This is a genomic window from Actinomadura flavalba DSM 45200 (genome assembly GCF_000374305.1).
GTDB lineage: Bacteria > Actinomycetota > Actinomycetes > Streptosporangiales > Streptosporangiaceae > Spirillospora > Spirillospora flavalba.
On record NZ_KB894101.1, the window covers coordinates 122913 to 146068 of the forward strand.

General features: G+C 75.1%; 3 protein-coding genes. All 3 read right to left on the bottom strand.

Annotated elements, in window-relative coordinates; all coding sequences use genetic code 11:
• Nucleotides 1–10: 10 nt before the first annotated feature.
• Genes C229_RS0125210 through C229_RS0125220 form a run of 3 tightly spaced genes read right to left on the bottom strand, consistent with a single transcriptional unit; the run spans nt 11 to nt 22751 of the window.
• Entirely contained in the window at nt 11–4030 is a 4020-nt protein-coding gene (locus C229_RS0125210) for a non-ribosomal peptide synthetase (protein ID WP_018657899.1), read from the bottom strand.
• Nucleotides 4030–11775, bottom strand: coding sequence for a non-ribosomal peptide synthetase (locus tag C229_RS0125215; protein ID WP_026314149.1), 7746 nt, complete (start codon nt 11773–11775; stop codon nt 4030–4032). Before C229_RS0125215 ends, C229_RS0125210 begins: the two co-directional genes overlap by 1 nt.
• A complete protein-coding gene (locus tag C229_RS0125220; RefSeq protein ID WP_026314150.1) occupies nt 11772–22751 on the bottom strand; it encodes a non-ribosomal peptide synthetase in 10980 nt (3659 codons plus the stop codon). Before C229_RS0125220 ends, C229_RS0125215 begins: the two co-directional genes overlap by 4 nt.
• Nucleotides 22752–23156 lie beyond the last annotated feature (405 nt).

Genomic DNA, 23156 nt, shown 5'->3' on the forward strand with positions numbered 1-23156 from the left:
TCCGGGTGGTTCAGCCGTGCAGCTCGGTGAGCGCGGCGGCCAGGACGGTGCCCATCGCGGCGACGGGGCCGGGTTCCATGAGGGCGTGGTGCTCGGCGTCGACCGGGTGGTCCTCGATCGTGCCGTCCACGAGCCGGCCCCAGTTGGCGGCGGCCGTGGGGGCGTCGGCCCGGCGGCCCTGAAGGGCGGTGAAGAACAGGACGTCGCCGGTGTAGCGGCCGGGGACGTACTCCTCGGCCTGCCGGATGCCGTTGGCGTAGTTGGTGTAGACGCGGCGCAGGGCGTCGGCGTCGAGGGTGGCGAGGGCGTCGCCGCGTTCGGCGAGGGCGGCCATGATGCGGGGGACGTCGGGCTCGCCGTCGGCGTCGACCATGGACGCGTCGATGCCGAGGCCGCCGAGCAGTTCGGGCAGCACCTCGCGGCGTTCGGAGTCCAGGTCGAGCCCGTTGTAGGAGTCGATCATGGCGAGCAGGGCGACCTTCTCCCCCGCCGCCTGGAGCAGCAGCGCCAGCTCGTAGGCGATGAGGCCGCCGAGCGACCATCCGGCCAGGTGGTAGGGGCCGTGCGGCTGCACCTCGCGGATGAGCGGGAGGTAGTCGGCGGCCATCTCGGCGACGGAGCCGGGCAGTTCGTCCTGGGTGAACGCGCGGGCCTGGAGGCCGTAGACGGGCTGGTCGGGGCCGAGGTGGCGCTGGAAGGGGAAGTAGCCCCAGGCCAGGCCGCCCGCCGGGTGGACGAAGAACAGCGGCGGCCGGGTGCCCTCGGTGCGGATGGGCAGCAGGACGTCGAAGCCGAGCCCGTCGGCGCCGGGCTCGTCGAGCCGGGCGAGCGCCTCGACGGTCTGGTGGGTGAACACGTCGCGGGGGGTCAGTTCGATCCCGGCCTGCTTGGCGCGGGTGACGAGCTTGAGCGCGGTGACGCTGTCGCCGCCCAGCTCGAAGAACGAGACGTCGGCGCCGACGCGGTCCAGGCCGAGCGCGTCCGCGACGGCGCGGCACAGCGCCTCCTCGCGCTCGGTGCGCGGGTCGCGTCCGGCGGCGAGGGCGGCGAAGTCGGGGGCGGGCAGGGCGCGCCGGTCGAGCTTGCCGGTGGGGCCGGTCGGCAGCGTGTCCAGTTCGACGAACGCGGCGGGGACCATGTACTCGGGGAGCCGGGCGGCGGCGTGGGCGCGCAGCTCGGCGGTGAGGGCGGGTCCGGCGGGCACGCCGGGGGCGGGGACGACGTAGGCGACGAGCCGCTTGACGCCGCCGTCCGCGTGCACGAGGACGGCGGCGTGGGCGAGCCCGGGGTGCGCGGCGAGGGCGGTCTCGACCTCGCCCAGCTCGATGCGGAAGCCGCGGATCTTGACCTGGAAGTCGACGCGGTCGACGTATTCGAGGGTGCCGTCCGGGCGCCACCGGAGCAGGTCGCCGGTGCGGTACATGCGCGAGCCGGGCGGGCCGAACGGGTTCGCGACGAACCGTTCGGCGGTGAGGTCGGGGCGGTGCAGGTAGCCGCGCCCGAGCCCGGCCCCGGCGACGTACGCCTCTCCGGTCACACCGGGCGGAACGGGACGCAGTGCCGCGTCGAGCACGTACACCTGCATGTCGGTGATGGGGCGGCCGAGGACGGGGGTCTGCTCGGCGGGGTCGTCCAGCGGGGCCCGCATGTCCACGATCGTGGTGTACGTGGTGGCCTCGGTGGGTCCGTACACGTTGCCGAGCGCGGTGTCCGGGCAGGCCGCCAGGACCTTGCGCATGGCGCCGGGCGCGCCCGCCTCGCCGCCGGTCAGCACCTCGCGCAGGCCCGCGAACGCCTCGGGGCGCTCCTCGGCGACGAGGTTGAACAGCGTCGTGGTGATGAACAGGCCGGTGACGTCCTCGGCGGCGACGAGCCGTTCGAGCGCGGCGGCGTCCAGCCGTCCGGGCGGCGCGACGACGGCGGTGCCGCCCGCCAGGAGCGGCACCCACAGCTCGTAGGTGGAGGCGTCGAAGGCGTGCGGGGAGTGGACGAGGACGCGGTCGTGCGCGCCGGTCCGCATCCACGGTTCGCGGGCCAGGTCCACGCAGTCGCGGTGCCGGAGCATGGAGCCCTTGGGCAGGCCGGTGGAGCCGGAGGTGAACAGCACGTAGGCGAGCTGGTCGGGGTGCGCGGGGATGTCCGGGTCCGTGGCGGGGTGGGCCGCGAGTTCCGGGTCGTCGTCGACCACGACGATCTGGGCGGAGATGGCGAGCTTCTCCAGGCGCGGGGCGGTTCCGGCGTCGGTGAGCAGGACGGGGGCGTCCACCATGCCGACGGCCCATTCGACCCGGTCGTCCGGGTAGCTGTGGTGGATGGGCGCGTAGGCGCCGCCCGCCTTGAGGATCGCGACGGTCGCGACGATGACGTCGGCGGAGCGCTCGACGAGCATCGCGACGCGGGTCTCGCGATCGACGCCGAGCGCGCGCAGCCGATGCGCGAGCCGGTTGGCGCGGGCGTCCAGCTCGGCGTAGGTGATGTCCTCGCCCGGCTCCCCGGCCACCCGGACGGCGACGGCGTCGGGCTGCGACGCGGCCAGCGCCCGCAGACGGCCGGTCACGGTCTCGTGACCGCCGATCCCGTCGCTCACCGGCTCAGCCTCGGAAGGACGACCGGCCGGGCCGTCGTGCCCGGCCTCATGTACCCCGGCCGAGGCCGGGTGTCCGGCGCGGCGGACGCCCTGCCAGGCGGTGAGGAGTGTCGTGCGTTCGTCGGAGGACAGGACGTCGACGCGGCCGAGCGGCAGGTCGGGTTCGTGGGCGATGGTCTCCAGGACGCGGACGAGGCGGTCCATGACGCGTCCGGCGGCGGGCTCGTCGTAGAGGTCGGCGCGGTGGTCGAGGCGCAGCGCCAGCCGTTCGCCGGGGACGGTCGCGAGGGCGAGGGGGTAGTGCGAGGCGTCGTAGCCGCCGACCGGGTGCAGGGTCAGGCCGCCGAGGTCGGTGCCCGCCGCGTCGGGGTCGAAGGGGTAGTTCTCCAGCACGGTCATCGTGTCGAAGAGGGTGCCCGCGTCGGTGAGGCGCTGGATGTCGGTGAGGGCGAGGTGGTGGTGGGCGAGCAGGTCGGTCTGCTCGCGCTGGAGGCGCGTGAGGGCCTGCGCGACGGTGTCGGCGGGGTGCAGCCGGACGCGGATCGGCAGCGTGTTGATGAACAGGCCGATCATCTGCTCGACGCCGGGCAGGTCGGCGGGACGGCCGGAGACGGCGGCGCCGAAGACGACGTCGGAGCGGCCGGTGAGGTGGCCGAGCACGGCGCCCCAGGCGAGCTGGAGCAGGGTGGAGAGGGTGGCGCCGTGCGCGCGGGCGCGGGCGGTGAGGGCGGCGGTGAGCGCGGTGTCCAGTTCGCGGCGGACGCGGCCGGGTTCGGCGTCCCCGTCCGGCTCGGGGGCGCCCGGGGCGACGAGGGTGGGTTCGTCCACACCCGCGAGCGCGGTGCGCCAGGCGGTCTCGGCGGCGGGGCGGTCCTGCCGGGCGAGCCAGGCGAGGTAGTTCTTGTACGGGGTGACGCGGGGCATGCCGGTGTCGTCGCCGCCCGTCAGGTACAGCGCGAACAGCTCGGTCTGGAGGACGGGCGTCGACCACCCGTCCAGCAGGATGTGGTGGTTGGTGAAGACCATCCGGTGCCGGTCGGGCGCGAACCGGATCAGCGTGAACCGCAGCAGCGGCGGGCGGCGCAGGTCGAAGCCGCGGGCGCGCTCGCGGTCGGCGATGTCGTCGGCGGAGCGTTCGGCGTCGGGGTGGCCGGACAGGTCGACGTCCTCCCACGGCAGCTTCACGTCGCGGTGCACGATCTGGACGGGCGTGCCGTCCTTGCGCTGACGGAACCCGGTGCGCAGGTTGGCGTGCCGGGCGAGCAGCGTCGCGGCGGCGGCCCGGAGCGCGTCGACGTCGAGGGCGCCGTGCAGCTCGAACACGATCTGCGCGGTGTAGACGTCGGCGTCGTCGTCGTAGAGCGCGTGGAAGAACAGGCCCTGCTGGAGCGGGGACAGCGGCCAGATGTCCTGGAGCTGCGACTGCTTCTTCGGTTCGGACATCAGTCCAGCTCCCAATCTCCGTCGAGTTCGGCGGCCAGCTCGTCGATCTCGTCCTGGTCGACGTCGACCAGGGCCAGGTCGGACGGGGTGAACCCGCCGACCGGGCCGTCGGCGGCCCCCTCGGTGACGTGCGTGACGAGCCCGCGCAGGGCGGCGGTCCAGCGGCCGGCGAGATCGGCGATCTCGGCTTCGGTGAACAGGTTCCCGGCGAACGTCCAGGTGGCGGACAGTTCGGGCCCGGTGGGCAGGTCGCGGGTGTGGGCGTTGACCTCGATCGCGTGGACGAGCGCGAGCGCGTCGTCCTGGCCCCCGGCGAGCGCGTCGGACGGGGCGGGCGACCAGTCGGCGTGCTCGGCGGAGGCGGTGCGGCCCAGGTAGTTGAACGCGAGCTGCGGGGTGCGGCCCGCCAGGGCGGCGCCGTCCGGGTGCAGGTACCGCAGGAGGCCGTAGCCGATGCCGTTGTCGGGCAGTTCGCGCAGTTGCTCCTTGACGCGCTTGAGAGCGGTGCCGACGGCCGGTCCGCCGGATTCGACCTCGTCCCAGGCGGTCTCTCCCGCGTCGACCCGGACCGGGAAGATCGAGGTGAACCATCCCGCCGTGCGCGACAGGTCCACGCCCGGCACGATCTCCTCGCGGCCGTGGCCCTCCAGGTCGAGCAGGACGGCGGTCTCCGCGCCGGCGCCCCGGTCGCGGCGCCAGGCGGCGACGGCGAGCGCGAGCGCGGTGAGCAGGACGTCGTTGACGCGGCCGTGGAACGCGGCGGGCACGTCGGTGAGCAGCGGGCCGGTGACGTCGGCGGGCAGCTCGACCGTTCGGTGGCGCGCGGTGCCGAACGTGTCGGCGGCGGGGTCGAGGTCGCGGGTGGCCAGGCGCGGGTCGGGCGTCGCCTGGACGTCGGTCCACAGCGCCAGCTCGGCGGCGCGGGCGGGGTCGGTGGCCTCGGCGGTGAGCCGCTGCGCCCAGCGCCGGAACGACGTCGGGACGGGCTCGGGTTCCTGGCCCGCCCAGGCGGCGACGAGGTCGGGCAGCAGGATGCGCCAGGAGACGCCGTCCACGACGAGGTGGTGCAGCGTCAGCAGCAGGCGGCCCGAGGCGTCCGGCCCGGCGTCGAACCAGACGAGCCGCGCCATGATCCCGGCGGCGGGGTCGAGGCCGTCGCGGGCCTCGCGGGAGGCGCGGGCGAGGGCGGCGTCCAGGTCGGTGTCCCCCGCGACGTCCACGCGGCGGACGAGCGGCGCGGCGTCGACCGTGCCGGGCTCGGGGATCTCGAAGCGGTCGCCGTCCACGCGCAGGCGCAGCACGTCGTGGTGGTCCAGCAGCGTCTGGAGCGCGGCGGCGAGCCGGTCCGCGCCGAGGCCGGGCGGCACCTGGAGCAGCATCCGCTGGCTGTAGGAGGCGGTCGGGCCGGACAGTTCGGTGAACCAGCGCAGGATCGGGGTCGGCGGGACGGGCCCGACGCCCGCGCCGGGCGGCTCGGCCTCGGCGCCCTCGGCGACCGGGCGGGCGACGGCGGCCAGTTCCTCGACGGTCTGGTGCTGGAAGACGTCGCGGGGCGTGATGGCCAGGCCGGACTGGCGGGCGCGGGAGACGAGCTGGATGGCGATGATCGAGTCGCCGCCCAGGTCGAAGAACCCGTCGTCGATGCCGACCCGCTCCAGGCCGAGCACTTCGGCGTAGAGGGCGGTCAGCGTCTCCTCCTCGGCGGTGCGCGGGGCGCGGGACGAGGCGGCGGCGGCGAAGTCGGGCGCGGGCAGCGCCCGGCGGTCGAGCTTGCCGTTGGCGGTCAGCGGCAGGGCGTCCAGCGGGACGACCGTGGCGGGGACCATATGGTCCGCGAGGTCCCGGTTGGCGAACCGGCGGAGTTCCTGGACGTCGAGCGCGGCGCCGTCGGCGGGGACGGCGTAGGCGATGAGCCGGTCGTCGCGGACGATGACGGCCACGTCGGTGACGGCGGCGTGCCGAGCGAGGACGGCTTCGATCTCGCCCAGTTCGATGCGGAACCCGCGAAGCTGAACCTGCTGGTCGGAACGGCCCAGATACTCCAGACGGCCGTCCTTGAGCCAGCGGCCGAGGTCGCCGGTCCGGTACATGCGGGTTCCGGGCTTGCCGTGCGGGTCCGCGACGAATCGCTCCGCCGACAGGTCGGGGCGGTTGAGATAGCCACGGGCCAGGCCCGCGCCCGCGACGTACAGCTCACCGACGACACCGGCCGGAACCGGCTGCAACCTGGCGTCGAGCACGTACACCTTCAGATCGGGAATGCCGCCACCGATCACGCTGCCGGGGGCCGTCGCCGCATAAGCGCGGTCGAGCGCGACGTACGAGACGTGCACGGTCGTCTCGGTGATGCCGTACATGTTGACGAGGGTCGGGGCGTCGTCGGCGTGCCGGGCGTACCAGTCGTCCAGACGGCCCAGCTCCAGGGCTTCGCCGCCGAACACCACGTACCGCAGCGCCAGATCCAGGTCCGGATTCTCCCGGTCGGCGGCCATGAGCTGGTAGAACGCCGACGGCGTCTGGTTCAGCACGGTCACGCGCTCGGCGGCCAGCAGGCGCAGGAAGTCCTCGGGTGAGCGCGATGTCAGGTACGGCACCACGACCAGGCGGCCGCCGTACAGCAGGGAGCCCCACAGCTCCCACACCGAGAAGTCGAACGCGAACGAGTGGAACAGCGTCCACACGTCGTCGGGGCCGAAGGAGAACCACGGCTCGGTGGAGCGCAGCAGCCGGATCACGTTGGCGTGCGGGACGACGACGCCCTTGGGACGCCCCGTCGAACCCGAGGTGTAGATGACGTACGCCGGGTGCGCCGGGTCCAGCGCGACGTCCGGCGCCGACGACGGGTAGGCGGTCTCCTCCCAGTCGTCCAGCAGCACGCGCGGGACGCCGGGGGGCAGCACGTCGGCCGACTCGGCGACGGTGACGGCGAGCGCGGGCGCGGAGTCGGCCAGCATGTACGCGACGCGGTCGGCCGGATAGTCCGGATCGACCGGGACGTACGCGGCGCCCGACTTGAGCACCGCGAGGACGGCGACGACGAGTTCGGCCGAGCGCGGCAGCGCCAGCGCGACGAACCGCTCGGGCCCGGCGCCGCGCTCGACGAGCAGGTGCGCGAGCCGGTTGGCGCGCGCCTCGACCTGCGCGTAGGTGAGGCAGGCGCCCTCGAACGTGACGGCGGGCGCGTCCGGCGTCGCGGCGGCGCGCGCGGCGAACGCGGCCGGGATCGTGTCCGCGGTCAGCACCGGCGTGACCGACGACGGCACGCCCTTGCCGCCCGGCCAGGTGCGCAGCAGCGTGCGGCGTTCGGCGCGGTCGAGCAGGTCGGCGGTGCCGATGGGGGCGTCGGGGGCGTCCAGGAGTTCGGTGACGAGCCGGACGAACCGGTCGGCGAGGGTCTGCGCGGTGTCGGCGTCGAACAGGTCAAGGGCGTATTCGAGCCCGGCGTCGATGCCGCCTTCGGCGCGTTCCTCCAGGTAGAGGGAGAGGTCGTACTTGGCGGTGCCGAGCGGGAGGTTCTCGGGGCCGCCGGTGAGGCCGTCGAGTTCGAGCGTGGCCTCGGGGTTGTTCTGGAACGACAGCGCGACCTGGAACAGCGGGTGCCGGGCCATCGACCGGGCCGGGTTCAGCACCTCGACCAGGCGCTCGAACGGAAGGTCCTGGTGGGCGTAGGCGGCCAGGTCGGCGTCCTTGACGCGGGCGACCAGGTCGCGGAACGACGGGTCGCCGGAGGTGTCGGTGCGGAGCACGAGCATGTTGACGAACATGCCGACGAGGTCGTCCAGCGCCTCGTCGGTGCGGCCCGCGATCGGGGAGCCGATCGGGATGTCGGTTCCGGCGCCCAGGCGGGTGAGCAGGGCCGCGTAGGCGGCCTGCACGACCATGAACAGGCTCGCGCCGGTCTCCCGGGCGAGCGTGCGCAGCCGGGCGTGCGCGGCGGCGTCCAGCTCGAACCGGACGGTGCCGCCCCGGTACGAGGCGGTGGCCGGGCGGGGCCGGTCGGCGGGCAGCGGCAGTTCCTCGGGCAGCCCGGCCAGGGCCTCGGTCCAGTGGGCGAGCTGACGGGAGACGAGGCTGTCCGGGTCGTCCTCGGAGCCGAACAGCTCGCGCTGCCAGAGCGTGTAGTCGGCGTACTGCACGGGCAGCGGCGCCCAGCTCGGCGCCTCCCCGGCCGCGCGGGCGGCGTAGGCCAGGATGACGTCGCGCGCGAGCGGCGCCATCGACCAGCCGTCGCCCGCGATGTGGTGCAGGACGAGCAGCACGACGTGCTCGTCCGGCGCGAGCCGCAGCAGCCGCGCGCGCAGCGGCGGCTCCACCGACAGGTCGAAGCCCTGCCCGACCACGGCGGCGAGCGCCATCGGCAGCCGGGCCTCGTCGGTCTCGGTGACGGTGAGCCGGGGTCGCGCGGCGGCGGCGTCCAGGACGAGCTGCCGGGCGGTGCCGGAGGTGTCGGGGAAGATCGTGCGGAGCGGTTCGTGCCGGGCGACGACGTCACCGATGGCGGCGTCGAGCGCGGCGGCGTCCAGGGTGCCGCGCAGCCGCAGCGCGACGGGCATGTTGAACGTCGCGGACGGCCCCTCGAACCGGTTGAGGAACCAGAGCCGCTGCTGCGCGTACGACAGCGGGACGGCGGCGGGCCGCTCGCGCGGCTCCAGCGCGGGCCGGGCGGTGCCGGCGGCGTCCGCGAGGCGGACGGCCAGTCCCGCGACGGTCGGCGCCTCGAACAGCGCCCGGACGGGCAGTTCGGCTCCGAACGCGGAACGGACCCTGCTGACCAGGCGGGTCGCGGTGAGCGAGTCGCCGCCGAGGTCGAAGAACGAGTCGTCCACGCCGACGGACGGGACGCCGAGCACGTCGGCGAACAGCCCGGCCAGGATCTCCTCCTGCGGCGAGCGCGGCGCGCGGCCGGGCGTCGCGGCGGCGTCGCCGGGCGCGGGCAGCGCGGCGCGGTCGATCTTGCCGTTGACGGTCAGCGGCAGCGCGTCGAGGACGGTGAGCGCCGGGACCATGTACTCGGGCAGGTGCGCGGCGGCGTGGCGGCGCAGCGCGGCGGGGTCGGCCGAGGCGGGGGCGGCGTAGCCGTACAGCCGGTCGTCGCGGACGACCACGGCCGCCTGCGTGACGCCGGGGAACGCGGCCAGGACGTTCTCGATCTCGCCCGGCTCGATCCGGTAGCCGCGGATCTTGACCTGGTCGTCGGCGCGGCCGAGGTACTCGGCCAGCCGGGCACCGTCCGGTCCCTCGACCCAGCGGGCCAGGTCGCCGGTGCGGTACATGCGGGAGCCGGGCGGGCCGTAGGGGTCCGCGACGAACCGTTCGGCGGTCAGGCCGGGGCGGCCGTGGTAGCCGCGCGCGACCTGTCCCCCGGCGAGGTACAGCTCGCCGGGGACGCCCACCGGGACGGGCTGGAGCGCGGCGTCGAGCAGGTAGGCGCGGGCGCCGGGGTGCGGGGCGCCGATCGTGGGGCGTTCGGCGGCGTCGAGCCGGGCGTTGAGGACGTCGACGGTGGCCTCGGTCGGCCCGTAGAAGTTCCGGGTCGTCACGCCCGGCAGCGCGCGCAGCTCCGCCCAGAGCGCGGCGCCGATCGCCTCGCCGCCCAGCAGGAGCTGCGACGGCACGTGGCGGCCGTCCCCGGTGAGCAGTCCCGACTCGCGCAGCGACTGGAAGTGCGACGGCGTGGTGTTCACGAGGTCGACGCGCTCGGCGCCGACGTAGGCGGTGAACGCCTCGACGTCGCGGCGTGTGGCGTCGTCCAGGAGGTGCAGTTCGTGGCCGTGGAACATCCACAGCAGGCCCATCCAGGACGTGTCGAACGAGAACGACGCCAGGTGCGCGAACCGCAGCCGCCGCCCCGCCTCGGCGGCGACCGGGTCGAAGAGGTCGGCGCGGTGCGCGGCGTGGTAGGCGAGCAGGTTCGCGTGCGAGACGGCGACGCCCTTGGGGCGGCCGGTGGAGCCGGAGGTGTAGAGGACGTAGGCGGCGTTGCCGGGCGCGGCGGGACGGACCGGCTCGACGGGGCCGTCGGTCAGGTCGAGCGTGTCGAGCGCCAGGCGGCCGGGGGCGTCCGGGACGCGGTCGCCGAGCGTCAGCGTGAGGATCGGCGCGGCGTCGTCGAGCATGTAGGCGATGCGGTCGGCGGGATGACCGGGGTCGACCGGGACGTACGCGGCGCCCGCCTTGTGCGCGGCGAGGATCGCGACGACGATCTCCGGGACGCGCGGCAGCACGAGCGCGACGCGGTCCTCGGCTCCGGCGCCGCGCACGATCAGCTCGCGGGCGAGCCGCGCGGCGCGGGCGTCCAGCTCGGCGTAGGTGAGGCGTTCGGTACCGGCGACGAGCGCGACGTCGCCGGGCGTGGCGGCGACCCGCTCGGCCCAGAGGTCCGCGACGGTGCCGGGGAGCGCCGCCGTGCCGGTGGCGTTCCACGCCTCCTGCGCGGCGATCTCGTCCGGCCCGGCGAGCGCGAGCGCGCCGATGGACCGGTCCGGGTCGGCCGCGACGGCCTCCAGGACGCGCCGTACGCGGGCCAGCAGCGCCTCGGCGGTGGCGGTGTCGTAGACGTCGGGCCGGTAGTGCAGCCGGAGCCGGAGTTCGGTGCCGGGCGCGGCGACGAACGACAGCGGGAAGTGCGTGGCGTCGTAGGCGTCGGCGCCGGTGATCCGCACCCCGTTCAGCGACCCCTCCATGGAGCCGGGGTCGAACGGGTAGTTCTCCAGCACGGTCATCGTGTCGAACAGCGCGCCCCGGTGCCCGGCCGCGCGCTGGATCTCGGTGAGGCCGAGGTGGTGGTGCGCGAGCAGGTCGGTCTGCTCGTCCTGGAGGCGTTCCAGCAGGGCGCCCAGCGGTTCGTCCGGGCGGAACCGGACGCGGACCGGGAGCGTGTTGATGAACAGGCCGATCATCTGCTCGACGCCAGGCAGTTCGGGCGGGCGGCCGGAGACGGTCGCGCCGAACACGACGTCGTCGCGGCCGAGGACGCGGCCGAGCACGACGCCCCAGGCGGCCTGGAGCAGCGTGGACAGCGTCGCGTTGTGGCGGCGGGCGACGCGGGTGAGCTTCTTGGCGAACCGCTCGTCCAGCGCGGCGGTGACCCGGCGCGGCGGGACGGGCGCCCGGTCGGCGGCCTCGGGCGCGACCAGGCTCGGTTCGGTGACGCCGTCGAGCGCGTGCGCCCACGCCTTCGCGGCGGCGTCGCGGTCCTGCCCGGCGAGCCAGGCCAGGTAGTTCTTGTACGGGGTGACGCGCGGCAGACCGGTGTCGTGGCCGCCCTGCACGTACAGCAGGAACAGCTCGGTCGCCAGGACGGGCGTCGACCAGCCGTCCAGCAGGATGTGGTGGTTGGTGAAGATCAGCCGGTGCCGTTCGGCGCCGAGCCGCACCAGCGTGAACCGCAGCAGCGGCGGCTCGGTCACCGGGAACGGCCGCAGCCGCTCGCGGGCGACGATCGCGTCCGCCTCGGCGGCGTCGGCGGCGTCGATCTCCTCCCACGGCAGCTCGACGGCGCGCGGGATCACCTGGACGGGCTTGGACAGGTTCTCGTGCCAGAACGCGGCGCGCAGGTTGCCGTGCCGCCGCAGCAGGGTGTCGGCGGCGGTGCGCAGCGCGGCGGCGTCGAGCGGCCCGTCCAGGTCCAGGACGAGCTGGGCGGTGTAGACGTCGGCGCCGTCCTCGTCGAACACCGCGTGGAAGAAGAAGCCCTGCTGCAACGGGGACAGCGGCAGGATGTCCTCAAGGTCCCCCCGGTTCACTGCTGCTTCCTCCACGCGTCCTGAAGACTGTCGATCTCGTTCTGGTCCAGCTCGACGAGCAGGTCCGAGGGGGTGAATCCGCCGGCCGGGGCGGCGCCGCCGGCGGCGGACGCCGCGACGTGCGCGACGAGGCCGCGCAGCGCGGCGAACCAGCCGTCGGCCAGCTCGCGGACCGCGTCGGCGGTCAGCAGGCCGTCCGGCCACGTCCAGGTGACGGCCAGCTCGGGGCCGCCGGGCAGGTCGCGGGTGAGCGCGTTGACCTCCAGGACGTGCGCCAGCGGCATGCGCGGGTCGTCCCCGGCGGGCGGTTGCTCGGCGGCGACGCTCCAGTCCGCTCCGGCGTCGCCCTGCGCGACGCGGCCCAGGTAGTTGAACGCGAGCTGCGCGGGCGGCAGCTCGGCCAGCTCCTCGGCGGCGTCCTCGTCCAGGTGGCGCAGCAGGCCGTAGCCGATGCCGTTGCGGGGCACGGCGCGCAACTGCTCCTTGACCCGCTTCACGGCGGCGCCCGCGACGGGGCCGCCCGCGACGACGTCGGACCAGTCGGCGGGCCCGGCGTCGAGCCGGACCGGGAACAGCGAGGTGAACCAGCCCGCCGTGCGCGACAGGTCCACGCCGGGCACCGCGTCGTCCTCGCGGCCGTGGCCTTCGAGGTCGAGCAGCACTTCGGTGCCGCGCCCGCCCCGGTGCCGCCGCCACTGCGCGACGGCGAGGGCGAGGCCGGTGAGCAGGACGTCGTTGACGCGGCCGTGGAACGCGGCGGGCACGTCGGTGAGCAGCGGGCCGGTGACGTCGGCGGGCAGCTCGACGGTGAGGGACGCGGCGCGGGCGGCGATGTCGACGCGCGGGTCCAGCGCGCGGTCGGCGAGCCGCTGCGGCGGGCCGTCCACGATGTCGAGCCAGGTGTCCAGCTCGTCGGCGTCGGCGGCCGTGGTGAGCTTCTGCGCCCAGCGGCGGAACGACGTCGGGACGGGCTCCAGCTCCATCCCGGCCCAGGCGGCCACCAGGTCGGGGAGCAGGACGCGCCAGGAGACGCCGTCCACGACGAGGTGGTGCAGGACGACGAGCAGCCGCCCCTGCGCGTCCCCGGCGTCGAGCCACACGAGCTGCGCGGTGACGCCCGCGACGGGGTCGATGCGGTCGCGGGCGGCGGCGGCCTGCTCGGCGACGGTCGCGGCGAGCTTGTCGGCGTCCAGCCCGGCGACGTCCACGCGGCCGACGAGCGGCGCGGCGGCCACGTCCCCGGCGGGGCGGACGACGGGCTGCCACGCGTCGCCGTCCACGTCGAGGCGGAGCCGGAGCATGTCGTGGTGGTCCAGCAGCGTCTGGAACGCGGCGGTGAGCGCGTCGAGCCCGGCGGCGGGCGGGGTGACGAGCGCGGTCGCCTGGGTGAAGCCCGCGATGAGCCCGGCGTCGCCGCCCACGCGGTCGCGCAGCCACGCCACGATCGGCGTGACCGGCACCGGCCCGACGCCCGCGCCGGGCGGCTCGGCCTCGACGGTCTCGCCCTCACCGACGGGACGGGCGACGGCGGCGAGCCCTTCCACGGTCTGGTGCTGGAAGACGTCGCGGGGGGCGATGGCCAGGCCGGACTGGCGGGCGCGGGAGACGAGCTGGATCGCGATGATCGAGTCGCCGCCCAGGTCGAAGAACCCGTCGTCCACGCCGACCCGCTCCAGGCCGAGGACCTCGGTGAACAGCGCGGCGATGACCTCCTCCTGCGGGGTGCCGGGGGCGCGGGAGGAGACGGCGGCGGCGAAGTCGGGCGCGGGGAGCGCCCGGCGGTCGAGCTTGCCGTTGACGGTCAGCGGCAGGGCGTCCAGCGGGACGACGGTCGCGGGGACCATGTGCTCGGGCAGGTCCTGCCCGGCGAACTTGCGCAGTTCGACCGGGTCGGTTCCGGTGCCGACGACATAGGCGACCAGGCGCTCGTCGCGGACGACGACGGCCACGTCCGTCACGCCGTCGTGCCGGGCGAGGACGGCCTCGATCTCTCCGAGTTCGATGCGGAAGCCGCGAAGCTGGACCTGCTGGTCGGAACGGCCCAGATACTCCAGACGGCCGTCGCTCAGCCAGCGGCCCAGGTCGCCCGTCCGGTACATGCGGGTTCCGGGCCCGCCGTGCGGGTCCGCGACGAAACGCTCCGCCGACAGGTCGGGACGGTTGAGGTAACCCCGCGCCAGACCGGGACCGGCGACGTACAGCTCACCGACGACCCCCGCCGGAACCGGCTGCAACCGGGCGTCCAGCACGTACACCTTCAGATCGGGGATACCGACACCGATCACGCTGCCGGGGGCCGTCGCCGCATAGGCCCGGTCGAGCTTCACATACGAGACGTGCACCGTCGTCTCGGTGATGCCGTACATATTGACCAGAGTCGGGGCGTCGTCGGCATGCCGGGCGTACCAGTCATCGAGGCGGCCCAGCTCCAGCGCCTCGCCGCCGAACACCACGTACCGCAAAGCCAGGTCCAGGCCCGGGTTGTCCCGGTCGGCGGCCATGAGCTGGTAGAACGCCGACGGCGTCTGGTTCAGCACCGTCACGCGCTCATCCGCCAGAAGACGCAGGAAGTCCTCCGGCGAGCGCGATGTCAGATACGGGACGACGACGAGACGGCCGCCGTGCAGCAGCGAGCCCCACAGCTCCCAGACGGTGAAGTCGAACGCGTAGGAGTGGAACAGCGTCCACACGTCGTCCGGCCCGAAGGAGAACCACGGCTGCGTCGCCGACAGCAGCCGCGCCACGTTGCGGTGCGGGACGACGACGCCCTTGGGACGGCCCGTCGAACCCGACGTGTAGATCACGTACGCGGGGTGGCCGGGCCGCAGCGGCGCGGTGCGGTCGGCGTCGGTGAGGTCGTCGGCGGCGAACCCGGACAGGTCGGCGGCGTCGAGCAGGACGAGCGGCAGCCCCTCGGGCAGCGCGGCGTCCGCGCCGGACGCGGTGATCGCGACGACGGGCGCGGAGTCGGCCAGCATGTGCGCGACGCGGTCGGCCGGGTAGTCGGGGTCGACCGGGACGTAGGCGGCGCCCGCCTTGAGGACGGCGAGGATCGCGACGACGAGGTCCGCCGAGCGGGGCAGCGCGATGGCGGCGAACCGCTCGGGACCGACGCCGCGTCCGGCCAGGTGCCGGGCGAGCCGGTTGGCGGCGGCGTTCAGCTCCCCGTAGGTGAGGGTGCGTCCCTCGAAGGTGACGGCCGGGGCGTCGGGCGCAGCGGCGGCCCGCGCCTCGAACAGCGCGGGGATCGTGACGTCGGCGGCGGCGTCGAGCGTGCCCCCGGCCCAGTCGCCGAGCAGCGTGTCCCGCTCCCCCGCCGCCAGAATCTCCGGAACGGCGATGGGCGCGTCCGGGTCCGCGAGGAGCCCGGTCAGCAGCCGCTCGAAGCGGACCACGAGGCTCTGCGCGGTGGCGGGGTCGTAGCGGTCGAGCGCGTACTCCAGCTCGCCCTCCAGCGCGCCGGGCGTCTCGGTGAGGACCATGAGCAGGTCGAACCGGGCGACGCCCGCGTGCAGCGGCTCGGGCCGGGCACTGAACCCGGGCAGGTCGAGCCGGACGTCCGGGTTGTTCTGGAACGTCAGGCCGACCTGGAACAGCGGGTGGCGGCCCAGGTGGCGCGGCGGGTTCAGCACCTCGACCAGGCGCTCGAACGGGACGTCCTGGTGGGCGTAGGCGGCCAGGCCGGTGTCGCGGGCGCGGGCGACCAGCTCGCGGAACGTCGGGTTCCCGGACGTGTCGGTGCGGAACACCAGCATGTTGACGAAGTTGCCGACCAGGTCGTCCAGCGCCTCGTCGGTGCGGCCCGCGATCGGGGAGCCGATCGGCACGTCGGTGCCCGCGCCGAGCCGCGTCAGCAGCGCCGCGAACGCGGCCTGCGCGACCATGAACGGGCTGGCGCCGGTCTCGCGCGCGAGCGCGAGCAGCGCGGCGCGGGTGTCGGCGGGCAGCGTGAAGCGGGCGGTGCCGCCCCGGTGGGACGCCTCGGCCGGGCGCGGCCGGTCGGCGGGCAGCTCCAGTTCCTCGGGCAGCCCGGCCAGGGCGTCGCGCCAGTAGGCGATCTGGCGGGATGCGAGGCTGCCGGGGTCGTCCTCGGAGCCGAGCAGGTCACGCTGCCAGAGCGTGTAGTCGGCGTACTGCACGGGCAGCGGCGCCCAGCCCGGCGCCTCCCCGGCCGCGCGGGCGGCGTACGCGGTGATGAGGTCGGTGGCCAGCGGCGCCATCGACCAGCCGTCGCCCGCGACGTGGTGCAGGAGCAGCAGGATGACGTGTTCGCCGGTGCCGAGCGTGAACAGGTGCGCGCGCAGCGGCGGTTCGGCGGTGATGTCGAACGCGTGCGCGGCGGCCATGCCGAGGCGGGCGGGCAGTTCGGCCTCGGTGGAGGCGGCCGTCTCCAGCTCGGGCGTGGCCGCGCGCGGGTCCAGCACGACCTGGCGGGCGACGCCGCCGGTGTCGGGCAGGATCGTGCGCAGCGCCTCGTGCCGGGCGACGACGTCGCCGAGCGCGGCGCGCAGCGCGCCGGTGTCCAGTTCCCCTTGGACGCGCAGCGCGACGGGGATGTTGTACGTCGCGGACGGCCCCTCGAACCGGTTGAGGAACCAGAGCCGCTGCTGCGCGTACGACGGCGGCACCTGCGCGGGCCGCTCCCCCGCCGTCAGCGCGGGCCGGGCGCCGCCGGGCGCCGTGTCGCGGACGAGCGCGGCCAGCGCCGCGACGGTCGGCGCCTCGAAGATCGCCCGGACGGGCAGCTCGACGCCGAGCGCGCGGCGCACCCGCGCCACGATCCGCATCGCGACGAGCGAGTTGCCGCCCAGCTCGAAGAAGTCGTCGTCGACGCCGACCCGGTCGACGTCCAAGAGTTCGGCGAAGACGGCGGCGATCGCCTTCTCCCGCTCGTCGCGGGGGGCGGTGTAGTCGGTGAGTGTGACGGTCAGCGCCGGTTTGGGCAGCGCCTTGGTGTCCACCTTGCCGTTCGGCGTGAGCGGCAGTTCGGGCAGCACGACGACCGCCGACGGCACCATCGCGTCCGGCAGGTTGGCGCGGACGTGCGCGCGGATGGCGTCGGGGTCGGGCTCGGCGCCGGGCGCGGCGACGACGTACGCGACGAGCCGCTTGACGGTCCGCTGCGCGGGCTCGGGCGCGGCCAGGGCGGCGAACCGGGACCGCAGCAGGGCGGCGTCCTCGCCGGTGAGGTCGAGGTCGGCGACGGGCCGGTCGGCGCCGCCGGCGAGGCTCTCCAGCAGGCCGAGGAGCTGCGCGACGAGCGCGTCGGCGGTCGCGCGGTCGAACACGTCGGGCCGGAAGCCGAGCCGCAGTTGCAGCCGCTCGCCGGGGACGGCGTCGAGCGTCAGCGGGTAGTGGGTGGCGTCGAGCAGGTCGGCGCCGGTGAGGCGGGCGCCGCCGAACTCGGCGCCGAGCAGCGAGGCGTCCAAGGGGTAGTTCTCGAACACCGTCATGGTGTCGAACAGCGCGGCGACGCCCGCGATGCGGTGCAGGTCGCCGAGGCCGTGGTGGTGGTGCGCGAACAGGTCGGCCTGCTCGGCCTGGAGCCGGGTGAGCAGACCGGCGGCGGTCTCGTCGTCGCGGAGCCGGACGCGGACGGGCAGCGTGTTGATGAACAGGCCGACCATCTGCTCGACGCCGGGCAGTTCGGGCGGGCGGCCGGAGACGGTCGCGCCGAACACGACGTCGTCGCGGCCCAGCACGCGGGCGAGCAGCAGCCCCCACGTGGCCTGCACGAGCGTGTTGACGGTGACGCCGTGCGCGCGTGCGGTGGCGGCCAGGCCGTCGGACAACGCGCCCGGCAGCACCGTGCGGATCTTCTCCGGCAGGCCGGGGGCGCGGTCGGCGGCGCCGGGGGCGACGAGCGTGCCGCGCGTGACGCCGTCGAGCGCGCGGGTCCAGGCGGCCTCGGCGGCGCCCGCGTCGCGGCGGGAGAGCCAGGCCAGGTGCTCCTTGTAGGCGGGGGCGCGCGGCGGTTCCTGCCCGCCGTAGAGGGCGAGCAGTTCCCCGGCCAGCGACGGCATCGACCAGCCGTCCAGCACGATGTGGTGGAACGTCAGCAGCAGCCGGTACCGGTCGTCACCGAACCTGACCAGGACGAACCGCAGGAAAGGCGGCAGGGCGAGGTCGAACCGGCGCGTCCGCTCGGACCGCATGAGATCGGTCAGCGCGCCTTCGTCCCGCCCGGACAGGTCCCCTTCACGCCAGAGGCCCGCGAGCCCGGCGGTCAGGTCGTTCAGCACGAGCTGGACGGGATCGCCCCCGGCCGTCTGGGTGAACGCGGTGCGCAGCGCGGCGTGCCGGGACGGCAGCCGCTCGGCGGCGGCGCGCAGCGCGGCCACGTCCAGGGTTCCGGCGAAGTCCAGCACGAGCTGGCCGGTATAGACGTCGGTGGCCTCGGCGTCCAGCAGCGCGTGGAAGTACAGGCCCTGCTGGAGCGGGGCGAGCGGCCAGACGTCGGCCAGCGCGGGATGGTCGCGCTCCAGCTCGGTGACCTCGTCCTGGCCGAGCGCGACGAGCGGGAAGTCCGAGGGGCTGTGGCCGTGCTCGTCGCCCGCCGCCAGATCGCGCAGCGCGGCGAACCAGGCGTCGGCCAGCGCGCGGACGTCGGCCTCGGCGAGGATCTGCCCCGCCCACGTCCAGGTGGCGACGAGGCGGGGGCCGTCCGGGCCGTCCTGCGCGTGGGCGTCCACGGCGAGGGTGTGGCCGAGGGGCAGCGCGTCGTCGGCGCCGCCGCCGAGCGCGCCGGGTTCGGCGGCGACGCTCCAGTCGCCGTCGCCGGACTCGACGCGGCCGAGGTAGTTGACGACGACCTGCGGCGCGGGCCGCGCGGCCAGCTCGGCGGCGGTGTCCTCGTTCAGGTGGCGCAGGAGGCCGAAGCCGAGGCCCTGGTCGGGCAGGCTCCGCAGCGTCTCCTTGACCGCGCGGACGCTCGTCCCGTCGAGCCGCACCGGGAACTTGCTCGTGAACCATCCGGCGGTGCGGGTGAGGTCCGCGCCGGACAGGACGTCCTCGCGGCCGTGGCCCTCCAGGTCGAGCAGCACCGGCGCGCCGGGCGTGCCGCGCCAGGCGGCGAACGCGCGGGCGAAGCCGGTGAGCAGAACGTCGTTGACGCGGCCGTGCACGGCGGCGGGCACCGACGTCAGCAGCGCGCCGGTGGTGGAGGCGTCCAGTTCGACGGTGAGGCGGGCGGCGGTGGCGTGCGTGTCGCGGGCCGGGTCGAGCGGGCGGTCGCCGAGCGGCGGGTCGTCCCCGGTGAGCACGTCCCGCCACAGGTCCAGCTCGCCGGCCCGCTTCCGGGCCTCCGCGGCGAGCCCGCGCGCGAACGCCCGGTAGGACGTGCCGACCGGGTCCGGGGTCGTCCCGGCCCAGGCGCCGACGAGGTCGGGCAGCACGATCCGCCACGAGACGCCGTCCACGACGAAGTGGTGCAGCACGAGCAGCAGGCGGCCGGGCGCGTCGCCCGCGTCCAGCCAGACGAGCTGCGCGTTCACCCCGGCGGCGGGGTCGAGGCGGTCGCGGGCGGCGGCGAGTTCGGCGGCGGCCAGCGCGGTCAGCGCCGCGTCGTCCAGCCCGGCGGCGCCGGCGCGGCGGACGCACGCGGCGGCGTCCACGGACCCGGCGGCCGGGACGTGGAAGGTGCCGTCGGGACGGGCGACGAGCCGGAGCGCGTCGTGGTGGTCCAGGACGGTCGCCAGCGCGGCGGCGAGCCGGTCGGTGCCGAGCCCTGCGGGGGTGCGCAGCAGGACGCTCTGGCTGAAACCGCCCTCGGGGCCGCCCAGTTCGCGGAACCACCGCACGATCGGCGTCGCGGGCACCTCGCCCAGCGGCTCGTCGGCCTCCGGCGCGGCCGCGTCCTCGACGGGCCGGGCGACGGCGGCCAGCTCGTCCACGGTCGGGCGGGCGAACACGTCGCGCGGCGACAGCGCGAGCCCGGCGCGGCGGGCGCGCGACACCAGCCGCATCGCGATGATCGAGTCGCCGCCGAGGTCGAAGAAGCCGTCGTCCACGCCGACCCGGTCCAGGCCGAGGATCTCGGCGAACAGCCCGCACAGGATCTCCTCCTGCGGCGTGCGCGGGGCCCGGTAGGGGGTGTCCTCGGCGGCGGCGTAGTCGGGCGCGGGCAGCGCGCGGGTGTCGAGCTTGCCGTTGGCGGTGAGCGGCAGCGTCTCCACCGGGACGATCGCGGCGGGGACCATGTAGTCGGGCAGCCGCCCGGCGAGCAGCGTCCGCAGCTCGCGCGGGTCGGGCGCGCCGACGACGTAGGCGACGAGCCGCTTGACGCCGGGGGCGTCCTCGCGCGCGACGACGGCCGCCAGCTCGACGTCCGGGTGCGCGGCGAGCGCGCTCTCGATCTCGCCCGGCTCGATGCGGAAGCCGCGCACCTTGAGCTGCTGGTCGGCGCGGCCCTGGTACTCCAGCTCGCCGTCCAGGTTCCAGCGGACGACGTCGCCCGTGCGGTACATGACCTCGCCCGGCGCGCCGAACGGGCAGGCGACGAACGCGGCGGCGGTCAGCGCGGGCCGGGACAGGTAGCCGCGCGCGACGCCCGCTCCGGCGAGGTACAGCTCTCCGGTCACACCGGGAGGGACGGGGCGCAGCGCCTCGTCCAGCACGTAGGCCCGCATGTCGTCCAGCGGGGTACCGAGCGGGACGGCCGTCGCGTCCGGCGCGATCCGGCCGCGCACGGACCGTCCCACCGCGTACGTCGTCGTCTCGGTCGGGCCGTAGACGTGCTGGAGGTCCACGCCGGGACAGGCGTCCAGCACCCGCCGCATCGCCGTCGGCGAGCCCGCCTCACCGCCGGTCTGCACGACGCGCACCGGCGCGAACGCCTCCGGGTGCTCGGCGGCGACGAGGTTGAACAGCGACGTCGTGATGAACAGGTGCGTGACGCCGCCGCGCGCGATGACGTCGGTGAGCCCGGCGGTGTCCAGCGCGCCGGGCGCGGCCAGGACGATCGTCGCGCCGCCCAGCAGCGGCGCCCACAGCTCCAGCGTGGACGCGTCGAACGCGTGCGTGGAGTGCAACAGGTGCCGGTCGCCGGGCCGCAGCGCGATCCGGCCGTCGGTGGCGAAGTCGGTGACGTCGCGGTGCCGGACGCCGACCGCCTTCGGCGTGCCCGTCGAGCCGGAGGTGAAGATGCCGTAGGCGAGCGCGTCCGGGTGCGGGACGGTGCCGGGGTCGGTGTCCGGCTCGGTCGCGGGCCAGTCGGCGTCGTCCACGACGAGCACGCTGATGCCCGCCTGCTCGGCGTCGGCCAGCCACGGCCGCTCGGCGAGCGTCGCCCGGTCGCACAGCAGCAGCTTCACGCCGGTGTCGCGCATCAGCCACGCCACGCGGTCGGCGGGATAGGTGTGGTGGACCGGGACGTAGTGGGCGCCGGTCTTGAGGATCGCCAGCGACGCCGTCACCAGGTCCGGCGAGCGGTCCAGCAGCGTCGCGACGGGGATCTCCGGGCCCGCGCCGAGCTTGGCGAGGCGGTGCGCGAGCCGGTTGGCGCGGGCGTCCAGCTCCGCGTAGGTGAGCACCGTGCGGCCCGCCGTCGCGACGGCGGGCGCGCCGGGCGCCGCGGCGACGCGGGCGGCGAACGCCTCCACGATCGTCGCGCCGCGCGGACGGTCGGTCGCGGTGGCGTTCCAGTCGTCCAGGACGGCCGCGCGCTCGGCGTCGTCCAGCAGCGGCAGGTCGCTGACGCGGGACGCCGGGTCGGCGTCGGCCATCGCCCGCAGGAACCGGACGTGCCGGGCGTGGTGCGCGGCGATCTCGTCGGCGGTGTAGAGGGCGGGGTGGCCGTCCATGTCGACGCGGGTGCCGCGCCCGTCCAGGCCGTCGTGGATGTTGAACGCGATGTCCTCGGTGAGGCCGAGGGCCAGCGCGTGCGCGCGGGCCGGGGTGCCCGCGAAGTCGGCCGTGTAGTCGAACGGCATGATGTTGACGATCGCGCTGTACAGGCGGCGCTGCTCGCGCAGCAGCCGCAGGTCGCGCAGCAGGTCCTCGCGGCGGTACCGCTGGTGGCGCAGTGCGCGGGCGGTCGCGCGGGAGACCGTGCGGGTCAGCTCGTCCAGCGTCATCGCGGGGTCGACCCGCACCCGCAGCGGGACGATGTTGGACAGCATCGTCGGCGTCTGCCGGGCCAGCTCGGTCGTGCGGCCGGTGACGGCCAGGCCGAGCACGATGTCGTCGTCGCCGGTCACGCGGGCCAGGTAGGCGGCCGTCGCGGCGATGGCCAGGCCGGGCGTCGCGGTGCGCAGGCGGCGGGCGGACGCGGCCAGCCCGGCGCTCTCGTCCGGCCCGAGCGTCGTGCTGCTGCGCAGGAAGTCCATCGTGGGCGGCGCGGTGCGCGACGTCAGCCCGCTGATCTCCGGGAGGTCGGCGAACCGCTCGGTCCAGTACGCGCGGTCCTTGGCGAAGCGCTCGGACGCGCGGTACTCGGCGTCCTCGGCGAGCAGGGCGCGGTAGTCGCCGCGCTCGGCGGGCTCGTAGACGCCGCCGGTCGCGAGCGTCGTGTACAGCTCGGCCATGCGGGCGTTGACGAGCGTCCCGGCGAACCCGTCCACGCTGATGTGGTGCGCGCGCAGGTACCAGAGGTGGTGGTCGGCGGCCAGGCGCAGCACGCGCAGGTGGTAGAGCCGTTCACCGAACAGGTCCATCGGCGCCGCCATGTCGGCGCGCATCCATTCCCGTGCCGCCGCCATCGGGTCGGCGGCGGCGGAGAAGTCGGTGACCGGAATGGGGACGGTCCGGTCGGTCGCGATCGACTGGAATGGTTCGCCGTCCCGCTCGACGATCCGCATCTGCATGCCGGGGAACTCGTGGCCGGCCGCGCGGGCGATCTCGTCGAAGAGATGGGGGTCGAGCGGTCCCTCGATCTCGATGTACTGCGCGATGCAGATCGGCACCTCGGGATTGAGCTGCTGCGCGTACCAGACACTCTGCTGAGCGGCCGAAAGAGGAACGTACTCGGAGGACGACATCAAGCGGTACTTTCCCGGTCGGAGGGTGTGCATTTGCGTCCGGAAACGCCGCCCGCGTTCGGCGGCCAGGACGGGAGTGAAGCGTGCCGAAAGAACGAAAGGACTTTCCCCGTCCCCTTTCCCCGAGTCCCCTCCTGGATCGCGTCCGCGGGTCGCGATCCCGGTCGGTGCACGGCCGCCGGCGCGCCGGGCGTCCGCCGCATTCGTCGCCCGGCGCGGAGCCGTCCGCCGCCACGTCTCTACTCAGGAGTAGCGGAGCCACAGTTAACCAGCCTGTCACATGCCTCGCAATCCCCCCGAATGTAGAACTTGCGCCTGCATATTGCTCACGGGAGTGACAAAAGTTGCAGGCAGGTGAGTACGTTCGGACCCCCGGGACGCGCGTCATGTGACAACGCACGGGAG